This is a genomic window from Bosea beijingensis, assembly GCF_030758975.1.
Taxonomy (GTDB): domain Bacteria; phylum Pseudomonadota; class Alphaproteobacteria; order Rhizobiales; family Beijerinckiaceae; genus Allobosea; species Allobosea beijingensis.
Genome location: NZ_CP132359.1, coordinates 2,203,631 through 2,223,640, shown reverse-complemented (window position 1 = coordinate 2,223,640; position 20,010 = coordinate 2,203,631). Strand labels below are relative to the sequence as shown.

Below are 20,010 nucleotides of genomic sequence, written 5' to 3'. Positions count from 1 at the left end.
CGCGCGAATAATCGCCGCGGCTCGGACATCCAGCCGTCCAGGATCCTCTGCGCCTTCCACCATCGGGGTCCGTTCAATTTGCGCCCCTTCTGGGGAGTTTACGCCATTGGCGACCTAACGTCACCCATAGGCGGGCTCCAGCCGTCATCCGTCGGACGCAGCCTTGGGGCGCCATGATGGCGATTTACAGGCCGCTGGCTCCTGCTAGCTTTAACCAAGGTTAATCCACAGGGGTTTCGAATGACGTCCGCATCCTCCGCCATCGCCACGCCGAACGACCTCGAAGCCTACTGGATGCCGTTCACGGCCAACCGGTCGTTCAAGAAGAACCCGCGCATGGTCGCACGCGCCGAGGGCATGTTCTACTACACGCCGGACAACAAGCCGGTCATGGACGGCACCGCGGGCCTGTGGTGCTGCAATGCCGGCCACGCCCGCGAGCCGATCATCCAGGCGATCCAGGCCCAGGCGCGCGACCTCGACTACGCCCCGTCCTTCCAGTACGGCCACCCGAAGGTCTTCGCGGCTGCCGCCCGTATCGCGGCGCTGGCGCCGGGCGATCTCGACCATGTCTTCTTCGCCGGATCGGGCTCCGAAGCGGGTGACTCTGCGCTCAAGATCGCGCTCGCCTACTGGAACGTGTCGGGCAAGGCCGCCAAGACCCGCCTGATCGGCCGCGAGCGCGGCTATCATGGCGTCGGCTTCGGCGGCATCTCGGTCGGCGGCATGTCGAACAACCGCAAGTTCTTCGGCTCGCTGCTCACCGGCGTCGACCACCTCGCCCACACCTATGACCGCGAGAAGCAGGCCTTCAGCAAGGGCGAGCCGGACTACGGCGCGCATTTCGCCGATGATCTCGAGCGCATCGTCGCGCTGCACGACGCCTCGACCATCGCCGCCGTGATCGTCGAGCCGATGGCGGGCTCGACCGGCGCGCTGCCGCCGCCGAAGGGCTATCTCAAGCGCTTGCGCGAGATCTGCGACAAGCACAACATCCTGCTGATCTTCGACGAGGTCATCACCGGCTTCGGGCGGCTGGGCTTCGCCTTCGCGGCCGAACGCTACGGCGTGATCCCCGACATGATCACCTTCGCCAAGGGCGTGACCTCCGGCACCGTGCCGATGGGTGGCGTGATCGTGCGCAAGCACATCTACGACGCCTTCATGGGCGGCCCGGACAACGTCATAGAGCTGTTCCACGGCTATACCTATTCGGGCCATCCGCTGGCGGCAGCCGCCTGCCTGGCCTCGCTCGACATCTACCGCGACGAAGGCCTGTTCGAGCGGGCTCGCGCCATGGAGGGTACCTGGGCCGATGCGGTGATGAGCCTGAAGGGCGAACCCAACGTCGTCGACATCCGCACGCTCGGCATCGTCGGCGCCGTCGACCTCGCAACCCGCGCCGACGGCGTCGGCAAGCGGGCCTTCGAAGCCATGGACCGCCTCTTCCGCGAGGAAGGGCTGATGGTGCGGACGGCCGCCGATACGATCGCCTTCTCGCCGCCGCTGATCATCACGGAGTCGCAGGTCGACGAATTGATCGGCAAGCTGCGCCGGGTAATCCGGGCCGTGGCGAACTAAAGCACACGGGCGCCCGCCACCCCTGCGCCATACGGACGAAGGGCCACCTCCCGCGAGGTGGCCCTTCGCGCACCTGTCAACGCGCGACGCGCCAGGCGATCAGCAGAGCGAGCAAGGCCGGCACGGCGAAGACCAGTACGAGGATCGGCAATTCCTCGCGCACGGAATAGCCGGCCTTTGTGACGCCGACCCACAGATTGATCACCGCGATCACGAGCCAGACCGGCACGAAAAGCTTGGCTGCCAGACCATAATCGGGCTGGGTCCCGCCCCATAGCTTGCCGAAGAGCAGGAACAGACCGAGCAGCACCACGCCACCGCCGATCACCATCGCCACATGCATCTGCCTGCTCCTCACCGTCGAACCACCGGAAAATAGATATTGCGGCCCCCTGCCCCGCAAGGCAGCCGGGCAAACACAGTCGAAGCTCGTCTGCGCTCAGTTCCGCCCCAGCTTGCGATAGCGCGCGATCAGCCGGTCACGCTTGAGTCGCGACAGGCGGTCGATCCAGAAGACGCCGTCGAGCTGGTCGATCTCATGCTGATGGCAGACGGCCAGCAGGCCGTCGGCTTCCTCGCTCTGCTCCACCCCGTCGAGATCGTGATAGCGCACGCGGACATGGGCATGGCGCTCCAGCTCTTCGGTGACGCCGGGCATCGAGACGCTGCCCTCGACATGGCGGATGGTCTCACGCGAGACACCGTCCAGCACCGGATTGGCATAGGTCCGGACGTCGCCGGGCGTGAGCTCCAGCACGAACAGCCGCAACGACACGCCGATATGCGGCGCGGTGATACCGATGCCGGGCGCCGCCCGCATCGTATCCAGCAGATCGTCCGCGAGTTCACGCAGATCGGCATCGAAGCGCGTGACGGCTGCCGCCGCCACGCGCAGACGCGGATCGGGAAAGCTCAGGATCGGACGTGGAGGCATGCGTAGGCTCGGTCTTCGCTATCCCGGTTCAGGACCCGCTTCCTAGCGGATCGCGGGTCCTGACCCCAGTGGGACGTCTTCACTTCGTCGTGTAGCCGCCATTGACCAGGATGGTCTGGCCCGTCATCCACCAGCCGTCCGAGACGAGGAAGCGGATCCAGGGCACGATATCCCGGATATCGGTCAGGCCGGTCTTCGAGAAGGGCGAGAGCGCGGCGGCCGTCTTGTGATAGGCGACCGCGTCGGCGCCTTCGGCCGGGTAGAAGAACGGCGTGTCCATCGGGCCGGGCCCGATCGCGGTGACCGAGATGCCGCGGGCGCCGAACTCCTTTGAAGCCGCGCGGGTGTAATGCTCGACCGGCGCCTTGGTGCCGGCATAGCTCGCATAGAACGGCGTAAAGGCACCGAGCAGCGAGGTCACCAGCGTGCAGACCTTGCCGTTGTCGCTGACCTGCTTGCCGGCCTCCTTGAGGAAGAAGAAGGCCGTCTTCGAATTGACCGCGCTCATCTCGTCGAACTCGGCCTCGCTGATCTCGACCATCGGCTTCTTCAGCACCTTGCCGACCGTGTTGACCGCGATGTCGATCGAGCCCATCGCCGTCTTGGCGTTGGTGAAGAGCTTTTCCATGGCGGAAGCCGAGGTCAGATCGGCCTGGAAGGCATAGGCTTCCGCACCAGCCGCCTTGATCGCGGCTATTGTCTTTTCGGCTTCGGCTTTGGCCGGAGCGCTGTTGTAGTGGATGGCGACAGCCTTCGCGCCTTGCGCTGCCAGGTCCTTCGCCAGCAAGCCGCCGAGATTCTTGGCGCCGCCGGCGATCAGAACCGTCTTACCCTTGATGCCGTGATCGGCCATCGCATGCTCCTGTTCGCTGCAATCGATGGTTACAAGATATCGTCCTGAAATCGGCTATAAAGATTGCGATCGAGACATCACTGGTCAGATATTGCGAACAATTAGGATGCCAATTTGGACCGCATCGACCTCTTCCGCATCTATGCCCGCGTCGTGGAGTGCGAGAGCTTCACCCTGGCGGCCAAGGCGCTCGGACTGCCGCGCTCCTCGGTCTCGGCAGCGGTCGCGGCGCTGGAGCAGCGGATCGGCGCGAGACTGCTCCAGCGCACGACGCGGCGCGTCTCGGCGACCCAGGACGGCGCCGCCTTCTACGAGCATTGCGCGCGGCTCGTCGCCGATGTCGAGGAAACCGAGGCTCTGTTCCGGCAGAGCGCCGCGAGCCCGACCGGGCGACTCAGGATCGACGTGCCCGGCCGGATCGGCCGCCTGATCATCGCGCCGGCCCTGCCCGATTTCCTCGCCCGCTATCCCGAGATCGATATCGACCTCAGCGTGACGGACCGGGCGAGCAACCTGATCGAGGACGGGATCGACTGCGTGCTCCGCGTCGGCCCCTTGAGCGATTCAGGACTGATCGCGCGCTCGGTCGGGGAATTGCCGCTGATCAATGTCGCCAGCCCCGGCTATCTCGCGACGCATGGCACGCCCGGCCACCCCGGCGAACTCGACGGGCATAAAGCAGTCAACTACGCCTCGCCGACGACGGGGCGCATCGCGCCCTGGGAGTGGCTGGAGGATGGCGCGCTTCATGGCCGCACGCTGCCAGGGCGCGTCACCGTCAACAGCGCGGAGGCCTATATCGCCTGCTGCCTCGCCGGACTCGGCCTGATCCAGATCCCGGCCTATGACGTGGCCGAGCATCTCGCAGCGGGCGAACTCGTCGAGGTCATGCCCCGGCACCGGGCTGCACCGATGCCAATGACGTTGCTCTATCCCCACCGCCGGCACCTGTCGCGCCGGCTGCAGGTTTTCGCCGACTGGCTCGTCGCGCTGCTGCGCACGCGGCTGGCGACATGAGCCCGAAGGCTCAGGCCGCCGACTTCTTCTCGGCCGCGCTGTAGAAGCTCTCGCCGGTCTTGGCCATGCGCTTCAGCAGGCGGTTCGGCTTGAAGCGCTCGCCATGGGTCTTGGCCAGCTTCTCGCAGAGCTTCACGAAAGCGGCCGCGCCCATATTGTCGATATAGGACAGCGTGCCACCCGAGTAAGGTGCGAAGCCGAAACCGATGATCGAGCCGACGTCGGCCTCGCGCGGATCGGTGACGACGCCCTCCTCATAGGTCTTCGCCGCTTCGAGCGCCTGCGTCACCAGCAGGCGGTGCTTCAGCTCCTCCATGTCGACGCTCTCGGGATCGAGCCGCTTGCCGACGAGGTCGGCGAGGCCCGGCCAGAGGCGCTTCGGGCCGGCTTCCGGATAATCGTAGAAGCCCTTCTTGTTCTTGCGACCGAGGCGGCCATGCTTCTCGACCATGTCGGCGAGCAGCTTCTCCTGCGCCGGATCGACCGCGCCCTCGCCGAGCTGCGCCTTGGTCGCCTTCAACACCTTGTAGGCGAGATCGACCGCGACTTCGTCATTGAGCGAGAGCGGGCCGACCGGCATGCCGGCCTGCTTGCCGGCAGCCTCGATCATCGCCGGCGGCACGCCTTCCATCAGCATCAGATGGCCTTCGCGGATGTAGTTGCCGACGCAGCGATTGGCGTAGAAGCCGCGAGTGTCGTTGACGACGATCGGCGTCTTCTTGATCGCGCGGACATAGTCCAGCGCCATGGCGAGCGCCTTCTTGCCGGTCTTCCTGGCCATGATGACCTCGACCAGCAGCATCTTCTCGACCGGCGAGAAGAAATGGATGCCGATGAAGTTCTTCGGGCGCTGGCTGGTCTCGGCGAGGCCGGTGATCGGCAGCGTCGAGGTGTTGGAGCCGAAGATCGTGCGCGGGCCGACCACGGCCTCGACCTTGGCGATGACCTCGGCCTTGACCTTCGGGTCCTCGAACACGGCCTCGACGATCAGGTCGCAGCCCTTGAGATCTGCATAGTCGGCGGAGGCCTTGATGCGGCCGAGCAGCGCGTCGCGATCAGCGGTCTTGGCGCGGCCCTTCATGATCTGGTCGGAGACCAGCTTGTGCGAATAGGCCTTGCCCTTCTCGGCCGCCTCGATGTCCCTGTCGACCAGCACGACCTCCAGGCCAGCATTGGCCGTGACATAGGCGATGCCGGCGCCCATGAAGCCCGCGCCGATGACGCCGACCTTCTTGAGCTTCGACGGCGGCACGTCGGCCGGGCGGCGGGCGCCCTTGTTCAATTCCTGCATCGAGACGAAGAGCGAGCGGATCATCGAGGCCGCCTCCTTCGTCCGGAGGATCTTGGCGAAGTAGCGGCTCTCGACCTTCAGGCCGAGATCTATCGGCAGTTGCAGGCCCTCGTAGACCGCCGAGAGGATGGCGCGGGCGGCCGGGTAGTTGTCGTTCGTCTCGCGGCGATAGATCGCGTTGGCCGGCGGCCAGATTTGCATGCCGGCCGGCGAATGCACCTTGTTGGAGGGCAGCTTGAAGCCCTTCTGGTCCCAGGGGGCGGTCGCCTGCGGATTGGCCTTGAGCCAGTCCTTGGCGTTCTGGACGATGTCGGCGCGCGGCGCGACGGCATGGACGAGGCCGGAATTGCGCGCCGGCAGCGCCTTCACCTGCTCGCCCTTGAACATCATCTGGAGCGCGTCGCCGGTCTGCATCAGGCGCGCCACGCGCTGGGTGCCGCCGGCGCCGGGGAAGAGCCCGACCTTGATCTCGGGCAGGCCGACGCGGGTCGAGGCATCGTCCGAGACGACGCGGTACTGACAGGACAGCGAAAGCTCGAAGGCGCCGCCGAGGCAAACGCCGTGGATCGCGGCGGCGAAGGGCTTCCCGCAGGTTTCGAGCTTGCGGTAGAGCAGCGAGAGCTTGCGGCTCTCGTCGAAGAAGCTCTGCATCGCGACCGCCTCGCCCTTTTCCCTGGCGAGCTTCACATAGAGGTCGCGCAGGCCCTGGAGCATGGTGAGATCGGCGCCGCCGGAGAAGCTCTCCTTGCCGGAGGTGATGACGCAGCCCTTGATGGCTTCATCGCCCGCGACCTTGTCGACGATCTGGTTGAGCTCTTCCATCACCTCGGGGGTGATGACGTTCATCGAGCGGCCCGGCATGTCCCAGGTAGCGACGGCGATGCCGTCGGCGTCGGTCTCGAAGCGGAAATTGGTGAGGTTCATGATCTCTCTCCCTACCGTTCCGCTCAGACGCGCTCGATGATGGTGGCGACGCCCATGCCGACGGCGACGCAGAGCGTCACCAGCGCGGTCTGCTTGTCCTGCCGCTCCAGCTCGTCGAGCACGGTGCCCAGCACCATCGCACCGGTCGCGCCGAGCGGATGGCCCATGGCGATGGCGCCGCCATTCACGTTCAGGATGGCGTCGTCGATGTCGAGCGCCTGCTGGTAGCGCAGCACGACCGAGGAGAAGGCCTCGTTCAGCTCGAACAGGTCGATGTCCTTGATAGACATGCCGGCCTTCTTCAGCACGCGCTCGGTGACGTCGACCGGGCCGGTCAGCATCAGCGCGAGATCGGAGCCGACGGTGGCGAAAGCCCTGATGCGGGCGCGCGGCTTGAGGCCAGCAGCCTTGCCGGCCTTCTTCGAGCCGACGAGCACGGCAGCCGCGCCATCGACGATGCCCGAGGAATTGCCGGCATGATGGACGTGGTTGACGAACTCGACATCCGGGTGCGCGGCGGTCGCGACCGCGTCGAAGCCGCCCATCTCGCCCATCTGGACGAAGGAGGCCTTGAGCGCGGCCAGCGCCTGCATGTCGGTGCCCGGCCGGATCGTCTCGTCGCGGTCGAGCAGGACGAGGCCGTTGACGTCGGTGACGGGAATCACCGAGTTCTTGAAGCGGCCCTCGGCCCAGGCCTTTGCGGCGCGCTGGTGCGAACGCACGGCGAAGGCGTCGACATCGTCGCGCGAGAAGCCGTATTTGGTCGCGATCAGGTCCGCGGCCACGCCCTGCGGCATGAAATAGGTGTCGATGGCGACTGATGGATCGACCGCGATGCCGAAGCCCGAGGCGCCCATGCCGACGCGCGACATCGACTCGACGCCGCCGCCGATCGCCATCTCCTTCTGGCCGGACATGACCTGCGCCGCGGCGAGGTTCACCGCATCGAGGCCCGAGGCGCAGAAGCGGTTGATCTGCACGCCCGGCACTTCCTTGCCGTAGCCGGCCTTGAGCGCAACGGTGCGGGCGATATCGGCACCGGCCTCGCCGACCGGGTCGACGCAGCCCATCACCACGTCCTCGACGAGGAGCGGATCGAGGTTGTTGCGGTCCTTGATGGCGCGCAGCGCCTGGGTGCCGAGCTCGATCGCCGTGACCTCATGAAGCGAGCCGTCGGCCTTGCCCTTGCCGCGCGGCGTCCGGACGTGATCGTAGATGAATGCGTCTGCCATCGAGGGATCTCCCTGGCCTGCCGCGACCCGGCGGCTTGTTTTCCTGCCGGACGTCGTGGTCGGCTTGGGCCGACCATCTTCCCATCCGGCGAACTCATCAAGATATGCCCGGGCCAGGCCCGGGCACGATGGCAATGCGATCAGAACTGCTCGGCGCTGAGCGCCATCGTCGTGTCCGCACCGGAGGTGATACGCGCCAGATGGGCGGCGGTTTCCGGCAAGGTACGCTCCATGAAGAACCGCGCCGTGACAAGCTTGCCGCTCATCCGCTCGTCGGCACCGGCCTTGAGCTTTTCCTGCGCGGCCTTGGCCATCTTCACCCACATATAGCCGAGCGAGACCAGCCCGAGCAGGTGCATGAAGTCGTTGGCGCCGGCGCCGGCATTGTCCGGCTTGGCGAGGGCGTTGTTCATGAACCACATCGCCGCCTGCTGGAGATGGCCCAACGAAACCTGCAAAGGTCCGAGCAGCGGCTTCAGAGCCTCGTCCTCGGCATTCTCCTTCAGAAAGCCGCCGACCTCGTTGAAGAAGGCCATGATGCCGCGGCCGCCATCGCGGCCGAGTTTGCGGCCGACGAGGTCCATCGCCTGCACGCCGTTGGCGCCCTCGTAGATCATGGCGATGCGGGCATCGCGGACGAACTGCTCGACGCCGGTCTCGGCGATATAGCCGTGACCGCCGAACATCTGCTGGGCCTTCACCGCGTTATCGAAGCCGACATCCGTGAGCACGCCCTTGAGCACCGGGGTCATCAGGCCAAGCTGGTCGTCGGCCGCCTGACGCTCGGCCGCGTCGCCGGAGCGATGGGCGATGTCGGACTTCAGCGCATTCCAGAGCACGAAGGCGCGCGCGGCCTCGTTGAAGGCCTTGATCGACATCAGCGTGCGGCGCACGTCGGGGTGGACGATGATCGGGTCGGCCGGCTTGGCCGGCTCCTTGGCGCCGGTCAGCGCGCGGCCCTGCAAGCGCTCCTTCGCATAGGCGACGGCGTTCTGATAGGCGACCTCGGACTGGGCGAGGCCCTGGATCGCGACGCCGAGGCGGGCCTCGTTCATCATCACGAACATGGCGTTGAGGCCCTTGTTCTCCGCCCCGACCAGCCAGCCCTGCGCGCCGTCATAGTTCATGACGCAGGTCGCGTTGCCGTGGATGCCCATCTTGTGCTCGATCGAGCCGCAGGACACGCCGTTATTGGCGCCGACCGAGCCGTCCGCGCCCAGCTTGTTGCGCGGCACGACGAAGAGCGAGATGCCCTTCACGCCGGCCGGCGCGCCCTCGATCCGGGCGAGCACGAGATGGATGATGTTCCCGGTGATGTCCTGCTCGCCGGCCGAGATGAAGATCTTGGTGCCGGAGATGGCATAGGAGCCGTCGCCGTTCGGCACGGCCTTGGTCTTGAGCAGGCCGAGATCGGTGCCGCAATGCGGCTCGGTCAGGTTCATGGTGCCCGACCAGGTGCCGTCGATCATCTTCGGCAGATAGGTGCGCTTGATCTCGTCGGAACCATGGACGTAGAGCGCGGCGATCGCGCCCATGGTCAGGCCCGGATACATGGCGAAGGCCATGTTCGCCGCCGAGGCGTATTCGTTCATCACGGCGCCGAGCGTATAGGGCAGGCCCTGGCCGCCATATTCCGGGTCCATCGCAAGCCCGATCCAGCCGCCGCCGGCATAGGCCTCATAAGCCGCCTTGAAGCCCTTCGGCGTCGTGACGCGGCCGTCGGCGTGGCGGGTGCAGCCCTCCTGATCACCGGAATAGTTGATCGGCTGGAGGACCTCCTCGCAGAGCTTGGCGCCCTCGCCGAGCACGGCCTCGATCACGTCGGAGGACGCGTCGGCGAAGCCCGGCAGGTTGTTGTAGCGTTCGATGTTGAAGACGTCGTTGAGCAGGAAAAGCGTGTCGTCGACGGGTGCCTTGTAGACCGGCATCTGATCCTCCCTCTCGTCGCAAAGGCGGCGCCTGATCGCTATCGCCGCATCAAGATAGTTCATATATAAACAATCTCGACAGGCGACGCAACCGCGACATTGCGATTTTGTCGTCCTCGGGATGGCGGGAGCGTGACGCGGCCATGAAAAAAGCCCCGGCGAAGCCGGGGCTTTGTGGAGGCCACTGTCATCCCATGCCTGCGCAGCAGCGTTTCACGCTACGGCGCGCACGGAATGACGCGCTTACGGGGGCTGGGGAGCCGTCGCTCAGGCCTTGCCAAGCCGCGAGAGCGACGCTTCGAGCTCGGCGATCGCGCTCTCGATCTCGGCGCGCTGGCTGCGCAGCAGGTCGAGCTGCTCCACGATCTGATCCCGGCTGAGCTGGAGGCCTCCGACGGTGGCGGCGCTATCGCCCGCCCCACCCTTCTTGTCCTCGTTGGCCAGCATGGCGCGGATCTCGACGAGCGTGAACCCGAGCTGCTTGCCCTTGAGGATCAGGGCGAGACGCGCCCGGTCGCGGGCCGAGTAGATGCGCGTCATGCCGGAGCGGCTCGGCGCGATCAGGCCCCGCGACTCGTAGAAGCGGAGCGTGCGCAGCGTCACGCCGAAATCGCGGGCGAGGTCGCTGATGGTGAAATCGCCGGCCTGGTCGGCTTCGGCAGAGGAGGCGGAGCGGGTTTCATGAATCGGAGAACCCGCCATAGCCAAGCTTTGGCGTGACATGAAAGCTGCAATCCTTGCGATGGGATCGAATCGCCGTCCTTCTGACGGCGTCGATCGATGTCACAGTGATAAAGGGGGCGCTCCCGCAGCGTCAGGTAATACGTGGCTCCGGCGGGGTAAGTTACCGTTACATGTCCCTGACGAGCCGCTTCCCATGGGGCATTCGCAAAAAATTAACGATCGGGACCCCGGTTATTAACCTGCTGTTTACCATGCCGGCCAAATGTCGGGAACGCGCATCGGCGTCGTGGCTTCGTCAACGGTATTTTCACGATCAGCCAAGGTTCGCGCGGAAGGCGACGGCACCAGGGGGCCTCGCCTGCCGCAGACAAGGTCCCCCTTAGGCGAGCGAGATCATGGCCAATAGCTTGCCCTGGAGCGTCAAGGGCGTTGATCCCCGGACGCGCGATGCAGCCAAGGCGGCAGCCCGCCGGGCGGGCATGACACTGGGCGAATGGCTCGACCACAAGATCCGCGACGAGAGCGAGGAGGCGCACTTCCCCGCCGCGGTCCCTGCCCCGGCCGCGCCGGAGCAGCTCGACATCGCCGCCCTGTCCGAGCGCCTGGCTCGCCTGTCGCAGGGTCGGACCGACACCGCGCCGCGCCAACCGGCTCCGAATCCGTCACGCGAGGCGATCGACAGCCTCGTCGGCCAGGCGGCCGCGCTCGAAAGCCTGACACGCGAAGCCAATACCCGCACGGCCGGCGCGCTGGATTCAATCACCCGCTGGATCGAGAAGACCGAGGACCGCCTGTCGTCGAGCGAGCGTGGCTCGGCCGAGCGGCAGGAACGCGCCACCAACGTCATCGCGGACGCGATCAAGACGATGGGCGAGCGCATCGCCGAGATCGAGCGCCGCGGCGCCGAAGTGCAGCAGGCCCGTGCCGAGCAGGCGCCGCGCCTCGCCTTCAGCCGCGAGGGGCTCGCCGCCGCCGTCACCGATATCCGCACGCGCCAGCGCTTCCTCGACACCGACGAGATGGCCGCTCCGCGACAGCCCGCGGTCGCGCCCGAGCGCATCTCGGCCTTGCGCGAGGACCTGCGCGAGATCGGCTCGCGTCTCTCCCATGAAAGCCGCCGCCCGGCCCAGCCGCAGCGGCCCGCCGCCCCGGTGCGTGTCGACACCAGCGCCATCGAGGCCAAGATCGGCCTGCTGGCCGACCGGCTCGACCGGCTCGACCGGCGCGACCAGTTCGAGCCCCTGCTCAAGCCTCTCACCCGCATCGAGGCGGAGGTCTCGCGGCTGTCGCAGGACCGCGCCGGCGAGAGCTACCAGCGCTTCCAGCTCGAGATCGCGCATCTGGCCGCCAAGGTCGATGCGCTGGCGACCCGCGGCGGACAGGTCACCAATCTCGACCCCGTCAGGCGCGATATCGCGGAGCTCCGCGACCTCCTCGGCAGCGGCGGGCAGGATCACAAGCTGGACGACCTCTCGCAACAGGTCGCCACGCTCGGCTTCGAGATCGGCCGCCTGCGCGACGTGCAGCCCGACATGAGCGAGTTGCGCAGCCTGGCGAACGCGATCGACGACGTGCGCGGCGCCGTGCTGTCGCAGCGAGGACAGGTTCCGGGCGCCAGCCTGCTGACGGCTCTCGGCACGCAGATCGACGCGCTCTCGCGCAAGTTTGACGAAGTTGCCACGCAGAAGCTCGACGAGACGGCTTCGCAGCGCCAGAGCGACTATCTCGCCAGCCGTATCGACTCGCTGCAGCAGCGCATCGAAACGCTGGCCGAACAGGGGCCCTCCGCCGTCACGCGCCAGATCGAGGCGCTATCCGGCCGGGTCGAGAGCCTGGCCGCCTCCAGCCAGTTGACCAGGATGGTCGGCGAAGGCACGGCTGCCGTCGATCTCAACCCGATCGAGCAGATGCTGAAGCATCTCGCCGAGAAGATCGACGAAGCCGGCGCGCCCGGCGCGAACGCCGAATCCTTCGACGCCCTCGAACGGCAGATCTCCGGCATCGCCAGCCGCCTCGACGAGGCATCCGCGACCCGCTCGGCCGAAAACGGCATGGAGCGCACGCTGCAGGACCTGGTCGTACACCTGCGCTCGATGCGCGAGGAAACGGCCGCCGAGCGCGCCGCCCTCGTTCAGGCCGCCAGCACCGCCGCCCCCGGCAAGGGGATTGCGGAATTGTCCAGCCTGGTCACGGGCCTGCGCGACACCCATGTCTCATCGGATCGCCAGACCCGCGACGCGCTCGGCGCCGTGCATGGCTCGCTCGAGACGATCATGTCGCGTCTCGCCAGCCTCGAGGCCGAATTGCAGGGCGAGCGCCGCCCCCAGGCAAATGGACTGGCCGCAGCGATGCGGGCCGGCGACGGCGTCGTCCGGACCAGCCCCGCATCGATCCGCGACAACCTGAACCTCTCGGTCGGCGCCGCCGCGCAGGACCGCTTCGCCGCCCCGGCCGGCGAGCCCGACCGCAGCGAACCCGCCCTGCCGGTCAGCACGGCCTTCGACATTCCGCTGGAGCCCGGCTCCGGGCGCCCGCGTCCCGAGGCCGCGGTCGTCGGCGCGCAGGACCCGCAATCGGTGCGCCAGAGCCTGATCGCCGCCGCGCGACGCTCGGCCAAGGCGGCCAGCGAAGCGGCCGCTTCCGCGCCCTCGCCTGCCGCGGAGCCGGCGGCCAAGAGCCCGAGCCGACTCAAGGAGATCCTGGAGAAGCGCAAGCGCCCGCTGCTGCTCGGTCTCGCCGCGCTGATCCTCGCCATGGGCACCGCCCATCTCGTGACGAACTCGCTGCGCGGCAATGGCGGCAAGGCTGCCAATAGCGAGGCGCGCAGCCTGATCGCGCCGCCGGCCGCCCAGCCGGAGGTGCCTGCGGCGCCTGCACGGGCTCCCGCCAAGGATCAGTCCTCGGCACTGCCCGCCGCCTCGCAGGACGCGCCGGCCCAGTCCGCGGCCAGCAATGCCGCGCCCGAACCGTCCGTCACTGCCCCGGGTGTGCCTTCTACCCCGCCGGCGGCTGAAACCGCATCCGCTCTTCCCGCCGCGCCGGCCGAATCGGCCCAGCTCGTGACCGGAATCGGCGACCTGCCGGCCGGCTTCGGCAGTGCCGGCCTGCGCAAGGCGGCCCAGGACGGCGATGCCCGCGCGGTCTACGAACTGGCGAGCAAAGCCGCCGACGGCCCCGCCAACCAGCGCGATCCCAAGCTGGCCCTGCGCCTGTTCGAGCGCGCCGCTGTCGCCGGCCTTGCACCGGCCCAGTTCCGCGTCGGCAACATGTTCGAAAAGGGTATCGGCACCCCGCGCGACCTGTCGCTCGCCCGGATCTGGTATCAGCGCGCCGCCGAGCGCGGCAACGCCAAGGCGATGCACAACCTCGCCGTCCTCCATGCCGAGGGCGTCGCCGGCAAGCCGGATTACGCCCAGGCGACGGAGTGGTTCCGCCGCGCCGCCGAGCTCGGCGTCCGCGACAGCCAGTACAATCTCGCCGTGCTGCTCGGACGCGGCCTCGGCGCGCCGACCGATCTCGCCCAGTCCTTCGTCTGGTTCTCTGTCGCGGCCGGCCAGGGCGACGAGGATGCCGGCCGCAAGCGCGACGAGGTGGCCCAGCGCCTGAAGGCGGAGGATCTCACCGCCGCCAAGGGACTAGCTGCAAGCTGGAAGCCCAAGACGCTCGACGCCGCCTCGAACGAGGTTGCACCGCCCGCCAAGGGCTGGGATCCCCAGCCGACCGCGGCGGCGCCCAAGCCGGCCAAGCAGTCCCGGACCTGAGCCGCATCGCGCAGCGTCATGCTTTCGACGTGTTGACGCGAGAGGAAGAACAATCGTTTCCTAGGGCGGGCCGGAAGCGGCCCGCCTTTCCATTTCAGGAACTTGTTTTAACCCGGGCGATCTAGTCTGGGACCAATCCGGCGCAGGCAATGGACCATGCGCCCGCCTTGCGAGGGGTAAGCGTGCAGATCTACCTGCCGATCGCCGAGCTGCCGATCAGCGTCCTGATGGTCCTCGGCCTGAGTGGCGCGGTGGGCTTCATCTCCGGCCTGTTCGGCGTCGGCGGCGGCTTCCTGCTCACACCCCTCCTGATCTTCCTCGACATCCCGCCGGCGGTCGCTGTCGCGACGGTCGCGGCGCAGGTTGCCGGCTCCTCTATGACCGGCGTCCTCACCTATCTCCGGCGCAAGGCGCTCGACCTCAAGCTCGGCGGTGTGCTGGTCAGCGGCGGCATCCTCGGCACCGTGCTCGGCGTGCTGTTCTTCAACACCATGCGCCGGCTCGGCCAGCTCGAACTCGTCATCACGCTGTCCTATGTCACGCTGTTCTCGATCATCGGCGGGCTGATGCTCTACGACGCGCTGCGCGCCATGCTTCGCGTCCGGGCCGGCAAGCCGGCGCGGCTGAAGCGGCGCGGCGGCATGCATCCCTGGTGGATGGGCCTGCCCTTCCGCCAGCGCTTCTACCGTTCCGGTCTCTATTGCAGCGTTTTGCCGATCGCATTTCTCGCCATCATCATCGGCTTCATCGGCGCCGTTCTCGGCGTCGGCGGCGGCTTCATCCTCGTGCCAGGCCTGATCTATTTTTTCCGGATTCCGCCGGCCGTGGTCGTCGGCACCTCGCTGTTCCAGATTCTGGTGACGATGACCGGCGCCACGATCCTGCACGCCGTCACCAACCAATCGGTCGATATCGTGCTCGCCGTATTGCTGCTGGTCGGCGGCGTCATCGGCGCGCAGTTCGGCGGGCGGGCAGCCCGCAATCTCAATGTCGAATCCTTCCGCCTGCTGCTGGCGCTGCTGATCCTCTCGGTCGGCCTTCGTTTTGCCATCGAGCTCTTCATCCCGCCGAGCGAGCCCTTCTCGGTCGTCGTGCCGGAGGGCGCGCGATGAGGTGGCTCGCCGCAATCCTCGCTACTCTCGCGATCTGGCTTACGGCCGGGGCGGCCCGCGCCGAGACGCTGATCGCGGCGATGTCGAGCCACCAGATCCAGATCACCTCGAACTATACCGGCAGCCAGCTCACCGTGTTCGGACTGGTCGAGCGCGATGGCCGCACCGTCGCGCGCGGCGATCCCTACGACATCATCGTCACCGTGCGCGGGCCGCGGCGCATGCTGCTCGTGCGCGAGAAGGAGCGGCTCGGCCCGATCTGGATCAACCGGACGCAGCGGCGTTTTCCCGACAACCCCGTCTTCCTGCATGTCGCCAGCAACCGCCCGATCGCGGAGATGATGTCGAACGAGACGGCGCAGCGCGAGCGGATCGGCCTCGTCAATGCCGAGCGGCCCTCCGGCAGTTGGGTCGATCTCGATCCGGGTGCGCGACGCTTCCGCGAGAGCCTCGTGCGGATCATGCAGGGCAAGGATCTCTACGGCTACGAGGAGCGCGGCGTCACCTTCCTGTCGAGCGCACTGTTCAGCGCACCGGTCGACATCCCCGCGACGGCCCCGACCGGCTCCTACACCGTCGATATCGTGCTCTATTCCGGCGGGGTGCCACTAGCCCGGCAGCAGACGAATTTCGAGGTGATCAAGACCGGCATCGAGCAGCGCCTCGCCCAGGGGGCCTATGACTGGGCGATCCTCTACGGTCTCGTCACGGTGCTGCTGGCGCTCTTCCTCGGCTGGGGCGCGAGTGTGATCTTCAGGCGCGACTAGAGAAGTTCGGCATAGGACAGGAAGGGAGCGCAATCTCCCGCCTCGACCGCAGCGACCTCCTCGGCAAGCACGACAAGCCCATCCGACTGCGCAAGCGAGGCGAGCGACCCCGCGCCCTCGCCAGGGTGTTTGCGCGCGACGATGATGCCATCGGCACCCTGCTCCAGCGAAACGCGCAGGAACTCGCGGCGACCCGGCTTGCTGGCATGCGCGAAACCCAGCTTGACCGGCTGGGTTCGCGGCAGAGCATAGGTTTCGCCAGCCAGCCGGGCGAGCAGCGGGCGGGCGACGAAGGCGAAGCCGACGAAGACCGCGACCGGGTTTCCGGGCAAGCCGATGAAAGGCGTGCCTGCGACGCTGCCGATCGCGATCGGCTTCCCCGGCTTGATCGCCACGCGCCAGAGATCGAGCGCGCCGCAGGCGAGGACCGCATCGCGGACATGATCGGCCTCGCCGACCGAGACACCGCCGGAGGTGAGCACGAGATCGCAACCGGAAGCGGCCTCGCGCAGTTGCGCTTCCAGCGCTTGCGCCTCGTCGCGCAGGATGCCGAGATCGACGATTTCGGCGCCGGCTCGCGCCAGCATGGCCCGCAACATCGCCCGGTTGGCGTCATAGATCGCGCCGGGGCCGAGCGCCTGACCAGGCTCCGCGAGTTCGTCGCCGGTCGAGAACAGCGCGACGCGCGGGCGACGGCGCACGGTGACCTCCGCCAGTCCAAGCGCAGCGAGCAGGCCGAGATCCTGCGGACGCAGGCGCCGGCCGGCCGGCAAGACCTCCTGCCCGCGCGCGACATCCTCGCCGGCCAGGCGCAGATTGGCGCCGCGCTTGATGCCGGCTGGCAGGACAACCGCGCCATTCTCCGCGACGACATCCTCCTGCATCACGATGGTGTCGGCGCCCTCGGGGACAGGCGCGCCGGTGAAGATGCGCCAGGCTCCGTGTTCCTCCAATATCGCGGGCTCCTCGCCGGCCGTCGTCCGGCCGCGGACAGGCAGGCTTGTCGCCGCGCCGGCAACGAGATCGGCAAAGCGAATGGCATAGCCATCCACCGCGGAATTGGCGAAGGGGGGCAGGTCGCGCGGCGCGATCAGCGCTTGCGCCAGCACGTAGCCATCGGCTTTCGCAAGAGGCAGCTCCGGCGTGCCGGAAACCGGATGCACGCGCGAGACCGCGTCGGCCGCCGCCTCGTCGAGCGTAACGAGCCCGGAATCGCTGCGATTGCCGCCCAATCGCGCCATCACGGCCCTCGCCTGCTTCGGCCGCCTGAGCGCATGGCCACCCGCTTCCTCCCGATCGATCGCTTCTTCATCGACGCCGCCGTTAGTGTGGTCAAGCGACCTGCGTCAAGGCGGCGGTTGCCGCGCCCCGAACTGCCGTCCTATGAAGCAGCATGACGATAACGGCCCCTGCGGGCGCGACCCCGGACACGATTCCGCTCGATCTGCGCGGCCTGAAATGCCCGCTCCCGGTGCTGCGCGTGCGCAAGGCGCTGATCGCCGCGCGCGCCGGCAGCCTGCTGATCGTGGCATGCACCGACCCGATGGCGGCGATCGACCTGCCGAACCTCGCGCGCGAAACCGGCAGCATCATAGAGCGGCAGGGGGATGCGGACGGCGCCCTTGTCTTCCATATCCGCAAGGCCGCCTGAAACCGTGAGTGAACGGAGTCCAACGACGTGACCGTCTCCCAAGCCGATGTCCTGCGGGCGCTCGAACTGGTGAAACTGCCGGCCAGCGGGCAATCGCTCGCTGCCTCCGGCCGCATCGGCGATGTCCTCGTCGATGGCGGCAAGGTTATCTTCGCGATCGGCATCGACGCGACCGAGGCCGCAGCAATGGAACCGGTGCGCAAGGCGGCCGAGAGCGCCGTCGGCGGCCTGCCCGGCGTGACGCAGGTTCTGGTCGGGCTGACAGCCGACAAGGCCGGCCCCTCGGCCGGCATGCAGGCGCGCCAGCAGGCGCAGCGCCCGGGACCGGGCAGTGCGCCGAAGCCCACCGGCGTGCCGGGCGTGAAGCAGATCATCGCCGTTGCAAGCGGCAAGGGCGGCGTCGGCAAGTCAACCACCGCGGCCAATCTCGCCGTGGCGCTCTCGACGCTCGGCCTCAAGGTCGGCGTGCTCGATTCCGACATCTACGGACCGTCCATGCCGAAGATCTTCGGCATCACCGGCAAGCCGCAGATCGTCTCGGGCCGCACGCTCGCACCGATGGAGGCCTATGGCCTCAAGGTGATGTCGATCGGCTTCCTCGTCGACGAGGAGACGCCGATGATCTGGCGCGGACCGATGGTGATCTCGGCGATCACCCAGATGCTGCGCGAGGTGGCCTGGGGCGAGCTCGACGTACTCGTCGTCGACATGCCGCCCGGCACCGGCGACGCGCAACTCACCATGGCCCAGCAGGTGCCCCTCGCGGGCGCCGTCATCGTCTCGACGCCGCAGGATCTCGCCCTGCTCGATGCGCGCCGCGGCGTCGCGATGTTCCGGAAGGTCGCGGTACCGATCCTCGGCCTCGTCGAGAACATGAGCTATTTCACCTGCCCGGCCTGCGGACACCGCTCCGACATCTTCGCCCATGGCGGTGCCCGGCACGAAGCCGAGCGGCTCGGCATCCCCTTCCTCGGCGAGATCCCGCTCGCCATGCCGATCCGCGAGACCTCCGATGGCGGCCGGCCGATCGTCGCCAGCGATCCCGCGAGCGCCCATGCCAAGGCCTATGTCGCACTGGCGCGGCAGGTACAGGCCAGCCTCGGCGGTGCGGTGCGGGCGGCCCCGCGCATCGTCATCGAGTAGCGCCCGGTTGCAGGTGGCGACGGCGGCTTGACAGGCCGCTCAATTTGTTCTTCTTTTGTTCTATATTTGAGAGGATGAAAGCCATGGCCGTCCAGCGCGCCCGCCATATCGGGATCGGCATCGACCGGCCGGTCGAGGAGGTCTACGCCTTCCTTGCCGAGCCCGCGAACTTCCCGCGCTGGGCAGAAGGGCTCGGCCATAGCTTCGTGCCGGTCGAGGGCATGACCTGGCGGGCAGAGACGCCGATGGGGCCGATGCGCATCCTGTTCAGCGAACCGAACAACCATGGCGTGCTCGACCATGCCGTCATCCCCGAGCACGGCCCGGCCATGCACAACCCGATGCGCGTCGTCGCCAATGGCGACGGGGCCGAAATCGTCTTTACGCTGTTCCAGCGCGACGACATGTCCGATGACGAGATGGCGCGTGACGCAGCGATGGTCGCCCGCGACCTCGCAGCGCTGAAGGCACTGCTGGAGGGATAGCCGAGATCAGGCCGCGCTCACGGCCAGACGCTCCGCATCGGCGAGTTCTTCAGGCGTGTTGACGTTGAAGAAGGGATCGAGCGGCCCGACCGGCCATTCGGTGACGGCGACGCCATGACGCTGCGTCCAGCGACCGAGCTTGCGCTCGCCTGCGGCCAAGGTTCGGCGCAAATCCTCCCGCAGTGCGACCGGCCAGAGACCGATGGTATGATGCTGCCGTCCGTCCGAGGCCGCGCAGGCGAGCGGGGTCCCGGCAGCGACACGCGCGTAATGCAATCGCGCGGCGAGATCATCGGGAATGAAGGGCGTGTCGGCGGCCACGCTGAGCAGCCAATCGGTTTGCGGCCGATGAGCTGCAGTCCAGTCGAGCCCGGCAAGGATACCGGCGAGAGGCCCCGCGAAATCCGGCACCGTATCGGCGACGACCGGCAGACCGAAGCCAGCCAGGCGGGCGGGATCGCCATTGGCGTTGAGCAGGAGATCGTCGCATTGGCCGCGCAGGCGCTCGATGACATGGGCGAGGATCGGCCGGCCCGCGAGCAGCTTCAGCGCCTTGTCGCCGCCGCCCATTCGCCGGGCGAGTCCTCCGGCGAGGATCAGACCGACGGTGGCAGGCTCGGCGCGCCCGGTCATTCCCATGCCGCTCC

Annotated in this window: 17 protein-coding genes; 8 read left to right on the top strand and 9 right to left on the bottom strand. The window is 67.6% G+C overall.

From position 1 onward, the window contains the following. Positions 1–240 precede the first annotated feature (240 nt). Positions 241–1,581: an omega-aminotransferase AptA gene (gene aptA, locus Q9235_RS10700; protein WP_306227065.1), complete on the top strand. Its 1,341-nt coding sequence runs from the start codon at positions 241–243 to the stop codon at positions 1,579–1,581. Between the two features lie 76 nt (positions 1,582–1,657). Here aptA and Q9235_RS10695 read toward each other — a convergent pair whose 3' ends face one another. From Q9235_RS10695 to Q9235_RS10685, 3 genes are all read right to left on the bottom strand, one after another. Further along, complete coding sequence (locus tag Q9235_RS10695; protein ID WP_306227062.1) at positions 1,658–1,924, bottom strand: hypothetical protein; 267 nt, start codon at positions 1,922–1,924, stop codon at positions 1,658–1,660. 96 nt (positions 1,925–2,020) lie between these two features. Beyond that, complete coding sequence (locus Q9235_RS10690; RefSeq protein WP_306227059.1) at positions 2,021–2,515, bottom strand: peptide deformylase; 495 nt, start codon at positions 2,513–2,515, stop codon at positions 2,021–2,023. A 79-nt stretch (positions 2,516–2,594) separates the two neighbouring features. Continuing rightward, entirely contained in the window at positions 2,595–3,368 is a 774-nt protein-coding gene (locus Q9235_RS10685; RefSeq protein WP_306227056.1) for an SDR family oxidoreductase, read from the bottom strand. A 114-nt stretch (positions 3,369–3,482) separates the two neighbouring features. Between Q9235_RS10685 and Q9235_RS10680 the strand changes: the two genes are divergently transcribed. Continuing rightward, positions 3,483–4,385 (top strand): LysR family transcriptional regulator, encoded by a 903-nt coding sequence (locus Q9235_RS10680; RefSeq protein ID WP_306227053.1) that lies wholly within the window; start codon positions 3,483–3,485, stop codon positions 4,383–4,385. A gap of 10 nt (positions 4,386–4,395) precedes the next feature. Here the strand turns inward: Q9235_RS10680 and Q9235_RS10675 are convergent, their stop codons facing one another. From Q9235_RS10675 to Q9235_RS10660, 4 genes are all read right to left on the bottom strand, one after another. Beyond that, positions 4,396–6,600 carry a 3-hydroxyacyl-CoA dehydrogenase NAD-binding domain-containing protein gene (locus tag Q9235_RS10675; RefSeq protein WP_306227051.1) on the bottom strand — a complete coding sequence of 735 codons (2,205 nt, stop codon included), beginning with the start codon at positions 6,598–6,600 and terminating at the stop codon, positions 4,396–4,398. 23 nt (positions 6,601–6,623) lie between these two features. Beyond that, complete coding sequence (locus Q9235_RS10670; RefSeq protein WP_306227050.1) at positions 6,624–7,832, bottom strand: acetyl-CoA C-acetyltransferase; 1,209 nt, start codon at positions 7,830–7,832, stop codon at positions 6,624–6,626. 140 nt (positions 7,833–7,972) lie between these two features. Then, a complete protein-coding gene (locus tag Q9235_RS10665) occupies positions 7,973–9,760 on the bottom strand; it encodes an acyl-CoA dehydrogenase C-terminal domain-containing protein (protein WP_306227048.1) in 1,788 nt (595 codons plus the stop codon). A 267-nt stretch (positions 9,761–10,027) separates the two neighbouring features. Continuing rightward, positions 10,028–10,483, bottom strand: coding sequence for a MerR family transcriptional regulator (locus Q9235_RS10660; RefSeq protein WP_306227046.1), 456 nt, complete (start codon positions 10,481–10,483; stop codon positions 10,028–10,030). A 356-nt stretch (positions 10,484–10,839) separates the two neighbouring features. Here Q9235_RS10660 and Q9235_RS10655 point away from each other — a divergent pair, with 356 nt between their 5' ends. The 3 genes from Q9235_RS10655 (at position 10,840) to Q9235_RS10645 (ending at position 16,084) form a co-directional block, all read left to right on the top strand. Beyond that, positions 10,840–14,205, top strand: a complete 3,366-nt coding sequence (locus Q9235_RS10655; protein ID WP_306227043.1) for an SEL1-like repeat protein — start codon at positions 10,840–10,842, stop codon at positions 14,203–14,205. A gap of 182 nt (positions 14,206–14,387) precedes the next feature. Beyond that, on the top strand, positions 14,388–15,317 hold the full coding sequence (locus Q9235_RS10650; protein WP_306228205.1) for a sulfite exporter TauE/SafE family protein: 930 nt from the start codon (positions 14,388–14,390) through the stop codon (positions 15,315–15,317). Further along, on the top strand, positions 15,314–16,084 hold the full coding sequence (locus tag Q9235_RS10645; RefSeq protein ID WP_306227040.1) for a TIGR02186 family protein: 771 nt from the start codon (positions 15,314–15,316) through the stop codon (positions 16,082–16,084). Before Q9235_RS10650 ends, Q9235_RS10645 begins: the two co-directional genes overlap by 4 nt. On the opposite strand, the gene Q9235_RS10640 is transcribed toward Q9235_RS10645, so the two are convergent. Beyond that, a complete protein-coding gene (locus tag Q9235_RS10640) occupies positions 16,081–17,325 on the bottom strand; it encodes a molybdopterin molybdotransferase MoeA (RefSeq protein ID WP_306227037.1) in 1,245 nt (414 codons plus the stop codon). The two genes, Q9235_RS10645 and Q9235_RS10640, sit on opposite strands and share 4 nt — an antisense overlap. 152 nt (positions 17,326–17,477) lie before the next feature. On the opposite strand from Q9235_RS10640, the gene Q9235_RS10635 reads away from it, so the two are divergent. The 3 genes from Q9235_RS10635 (at position 17,478) to Q9235_RS10625 (ending at position 19,363) form a co-directional block, all read left to right on the top strand. Continuing rightward, on the top strand, positions 17,478–17,735 hold the full coding sequence (locus Q9235_RS10635; RefSeq protein ID WP_306227034.1) for a sulfurtransferase TusA family protein: 258 nt from the start codon (positions 17,478–17,480) through the stop codon (positions 17,733–17,735). Positions 17,736–17,762: 27 nt separating this feature from the next. Continuing rightward, positions 17,763–18,878: an Mrp/NBP35 family ATP-binding protein gene (locus Q9235_RS10630; protein WP_306227031.1), complete on the top strand. Its 1,116-nt coding sequence runs from the start codon at positions 17,763–17,765 to the stop codon at positions 18,876–18,878. 83 nt (positions 18,879–18,961) lie between these two features. After that, positions 18,962–19,363, top strand: a complete 402-nt coding sequence (locus Q9235_RS10625; protein WP_306227029.1) for an SRPBCC family protein — start codon at positions 18,962–18,964, stop codon at positions 19,361–19,363. A gap of 6 nt (positions 19,364–19,369) precedes the next feature. Here the strand turns inward: Q9235_RS10625 and mobA are convergent, their stop codons facing one another. Next, the gene (gene mobA, locus Q9235_RS10620; RefSeq protein ID WP_306227027.1) at positions 19,370–19,996 is read right to left on the bottom strand and encodes a molybdenum cofactor guanylyltransferase MobA; all 627 of its coding nucleotides are present in this window, start codon (positions 19,994–19,996) and stop codon (positions 19,370–19,372) included. Positions 19,997–20,010 lie beyond the last annotated feature (14 nt).

Bases quoted from the DNA above. Each gene is read 5' to 3' on its own strand.
- aptA (WP_306227065.1), top strand. From the start codon at position 241: ATGACGTCCGCATCCTCCGCCATCGCCACGCCGAACGACCTCGAAGCC.
- Q9235_RS10695 (WP_306227062.1), bottom strand. From the start codon at position 1,924: ATGCATGTGGCGATGGTGATCGGCGGTGGCGTGGTGCTGCTCGGTCTG.
- Q9235_RS10690 (WP_306227059.1), bottom strand. From the start codon at position 2,515: ATGCCTCCACGTCCGATCCTGAGCTTTCCCGATCCGCGTCTGCGCGTG.
- Q9235_RS10685 (WP_306227056.1), bottom strand. From the start codon at position 3,368: ATGGCCGATCACGGCATCAAGGGTAAGACGGTTCTGATCGCCGGCGGC.
- Q9235_RS10675 (WP_306227051.1), bottom strand. From the start codon at position 6,600: ATGAACCTCACCAATTTCCGCTTCGAGACCGACGCCGACGGCATCGCC.
- Q9235_RS10670 (WP_306227050.1), bottom strand. From the start codon at position 7,832: ATGGCAGACGCATTCATCTACGATCACGTCCGGACGCCGCGCGGCAAG.
- Q9235_RS10665 (WP_306227048.1), bottom strand. From the start codon at position 9,760: ATGCCGGTCTACAAGGCACCCGTCGACGACACGCTTTTCCTGCTCAAC.
- Q9235_RS10660 (WP_306227046.1), bottom strand. From the start codon at position 10,483: ATGTCACGCCAAAGCTTGGCTATGGCGGGTTCTCCGATTCATGAAACC.
- Q9235_RS10655 (WP_306227043.1), top strand. From the start codon at position 10,840: ATGGCCAATAGCTTGCCCTGGAGCGTCAAGGGCGTTGATCCCCGGACG.
- Q9235_RS10645 (WP_306227040.1), top strand. From the start codon at position 15,314: ATGAGGTGGCTCGCCGCAATCCTCGCTACTCTCGCGATCTGGCTTACG.
- Q9235_RS10640 (WP_306227037.1), bottom strand. From the start codon at position 17,325: ATGGCGCGATTGGGCGGCAATCGCAGCGATTCCGGGCTCGTTACGCTC.
- Q9235_RS10635 (WP_306227034.1), top strand. From the start codon at position 17,478: ATGACGATAACGGCCCCTGCGGGCGCGACCCCGGACACGATTCCGCTC.
- Q9235_RS10625 (WP_306227029.1), top strand. From the start codon at position 18,962: ATGGCCGTCCAGCGCGCCCGCCATATCGGGATCGGCATCGACCGGCCG.
- mobA (WP_306227027.1), bottom strand. From the start codon at position 19,996: ATGACCGGGCGCGCCGAGCCTGCCACCGTCGGTCTGATCCTCGCCGGA.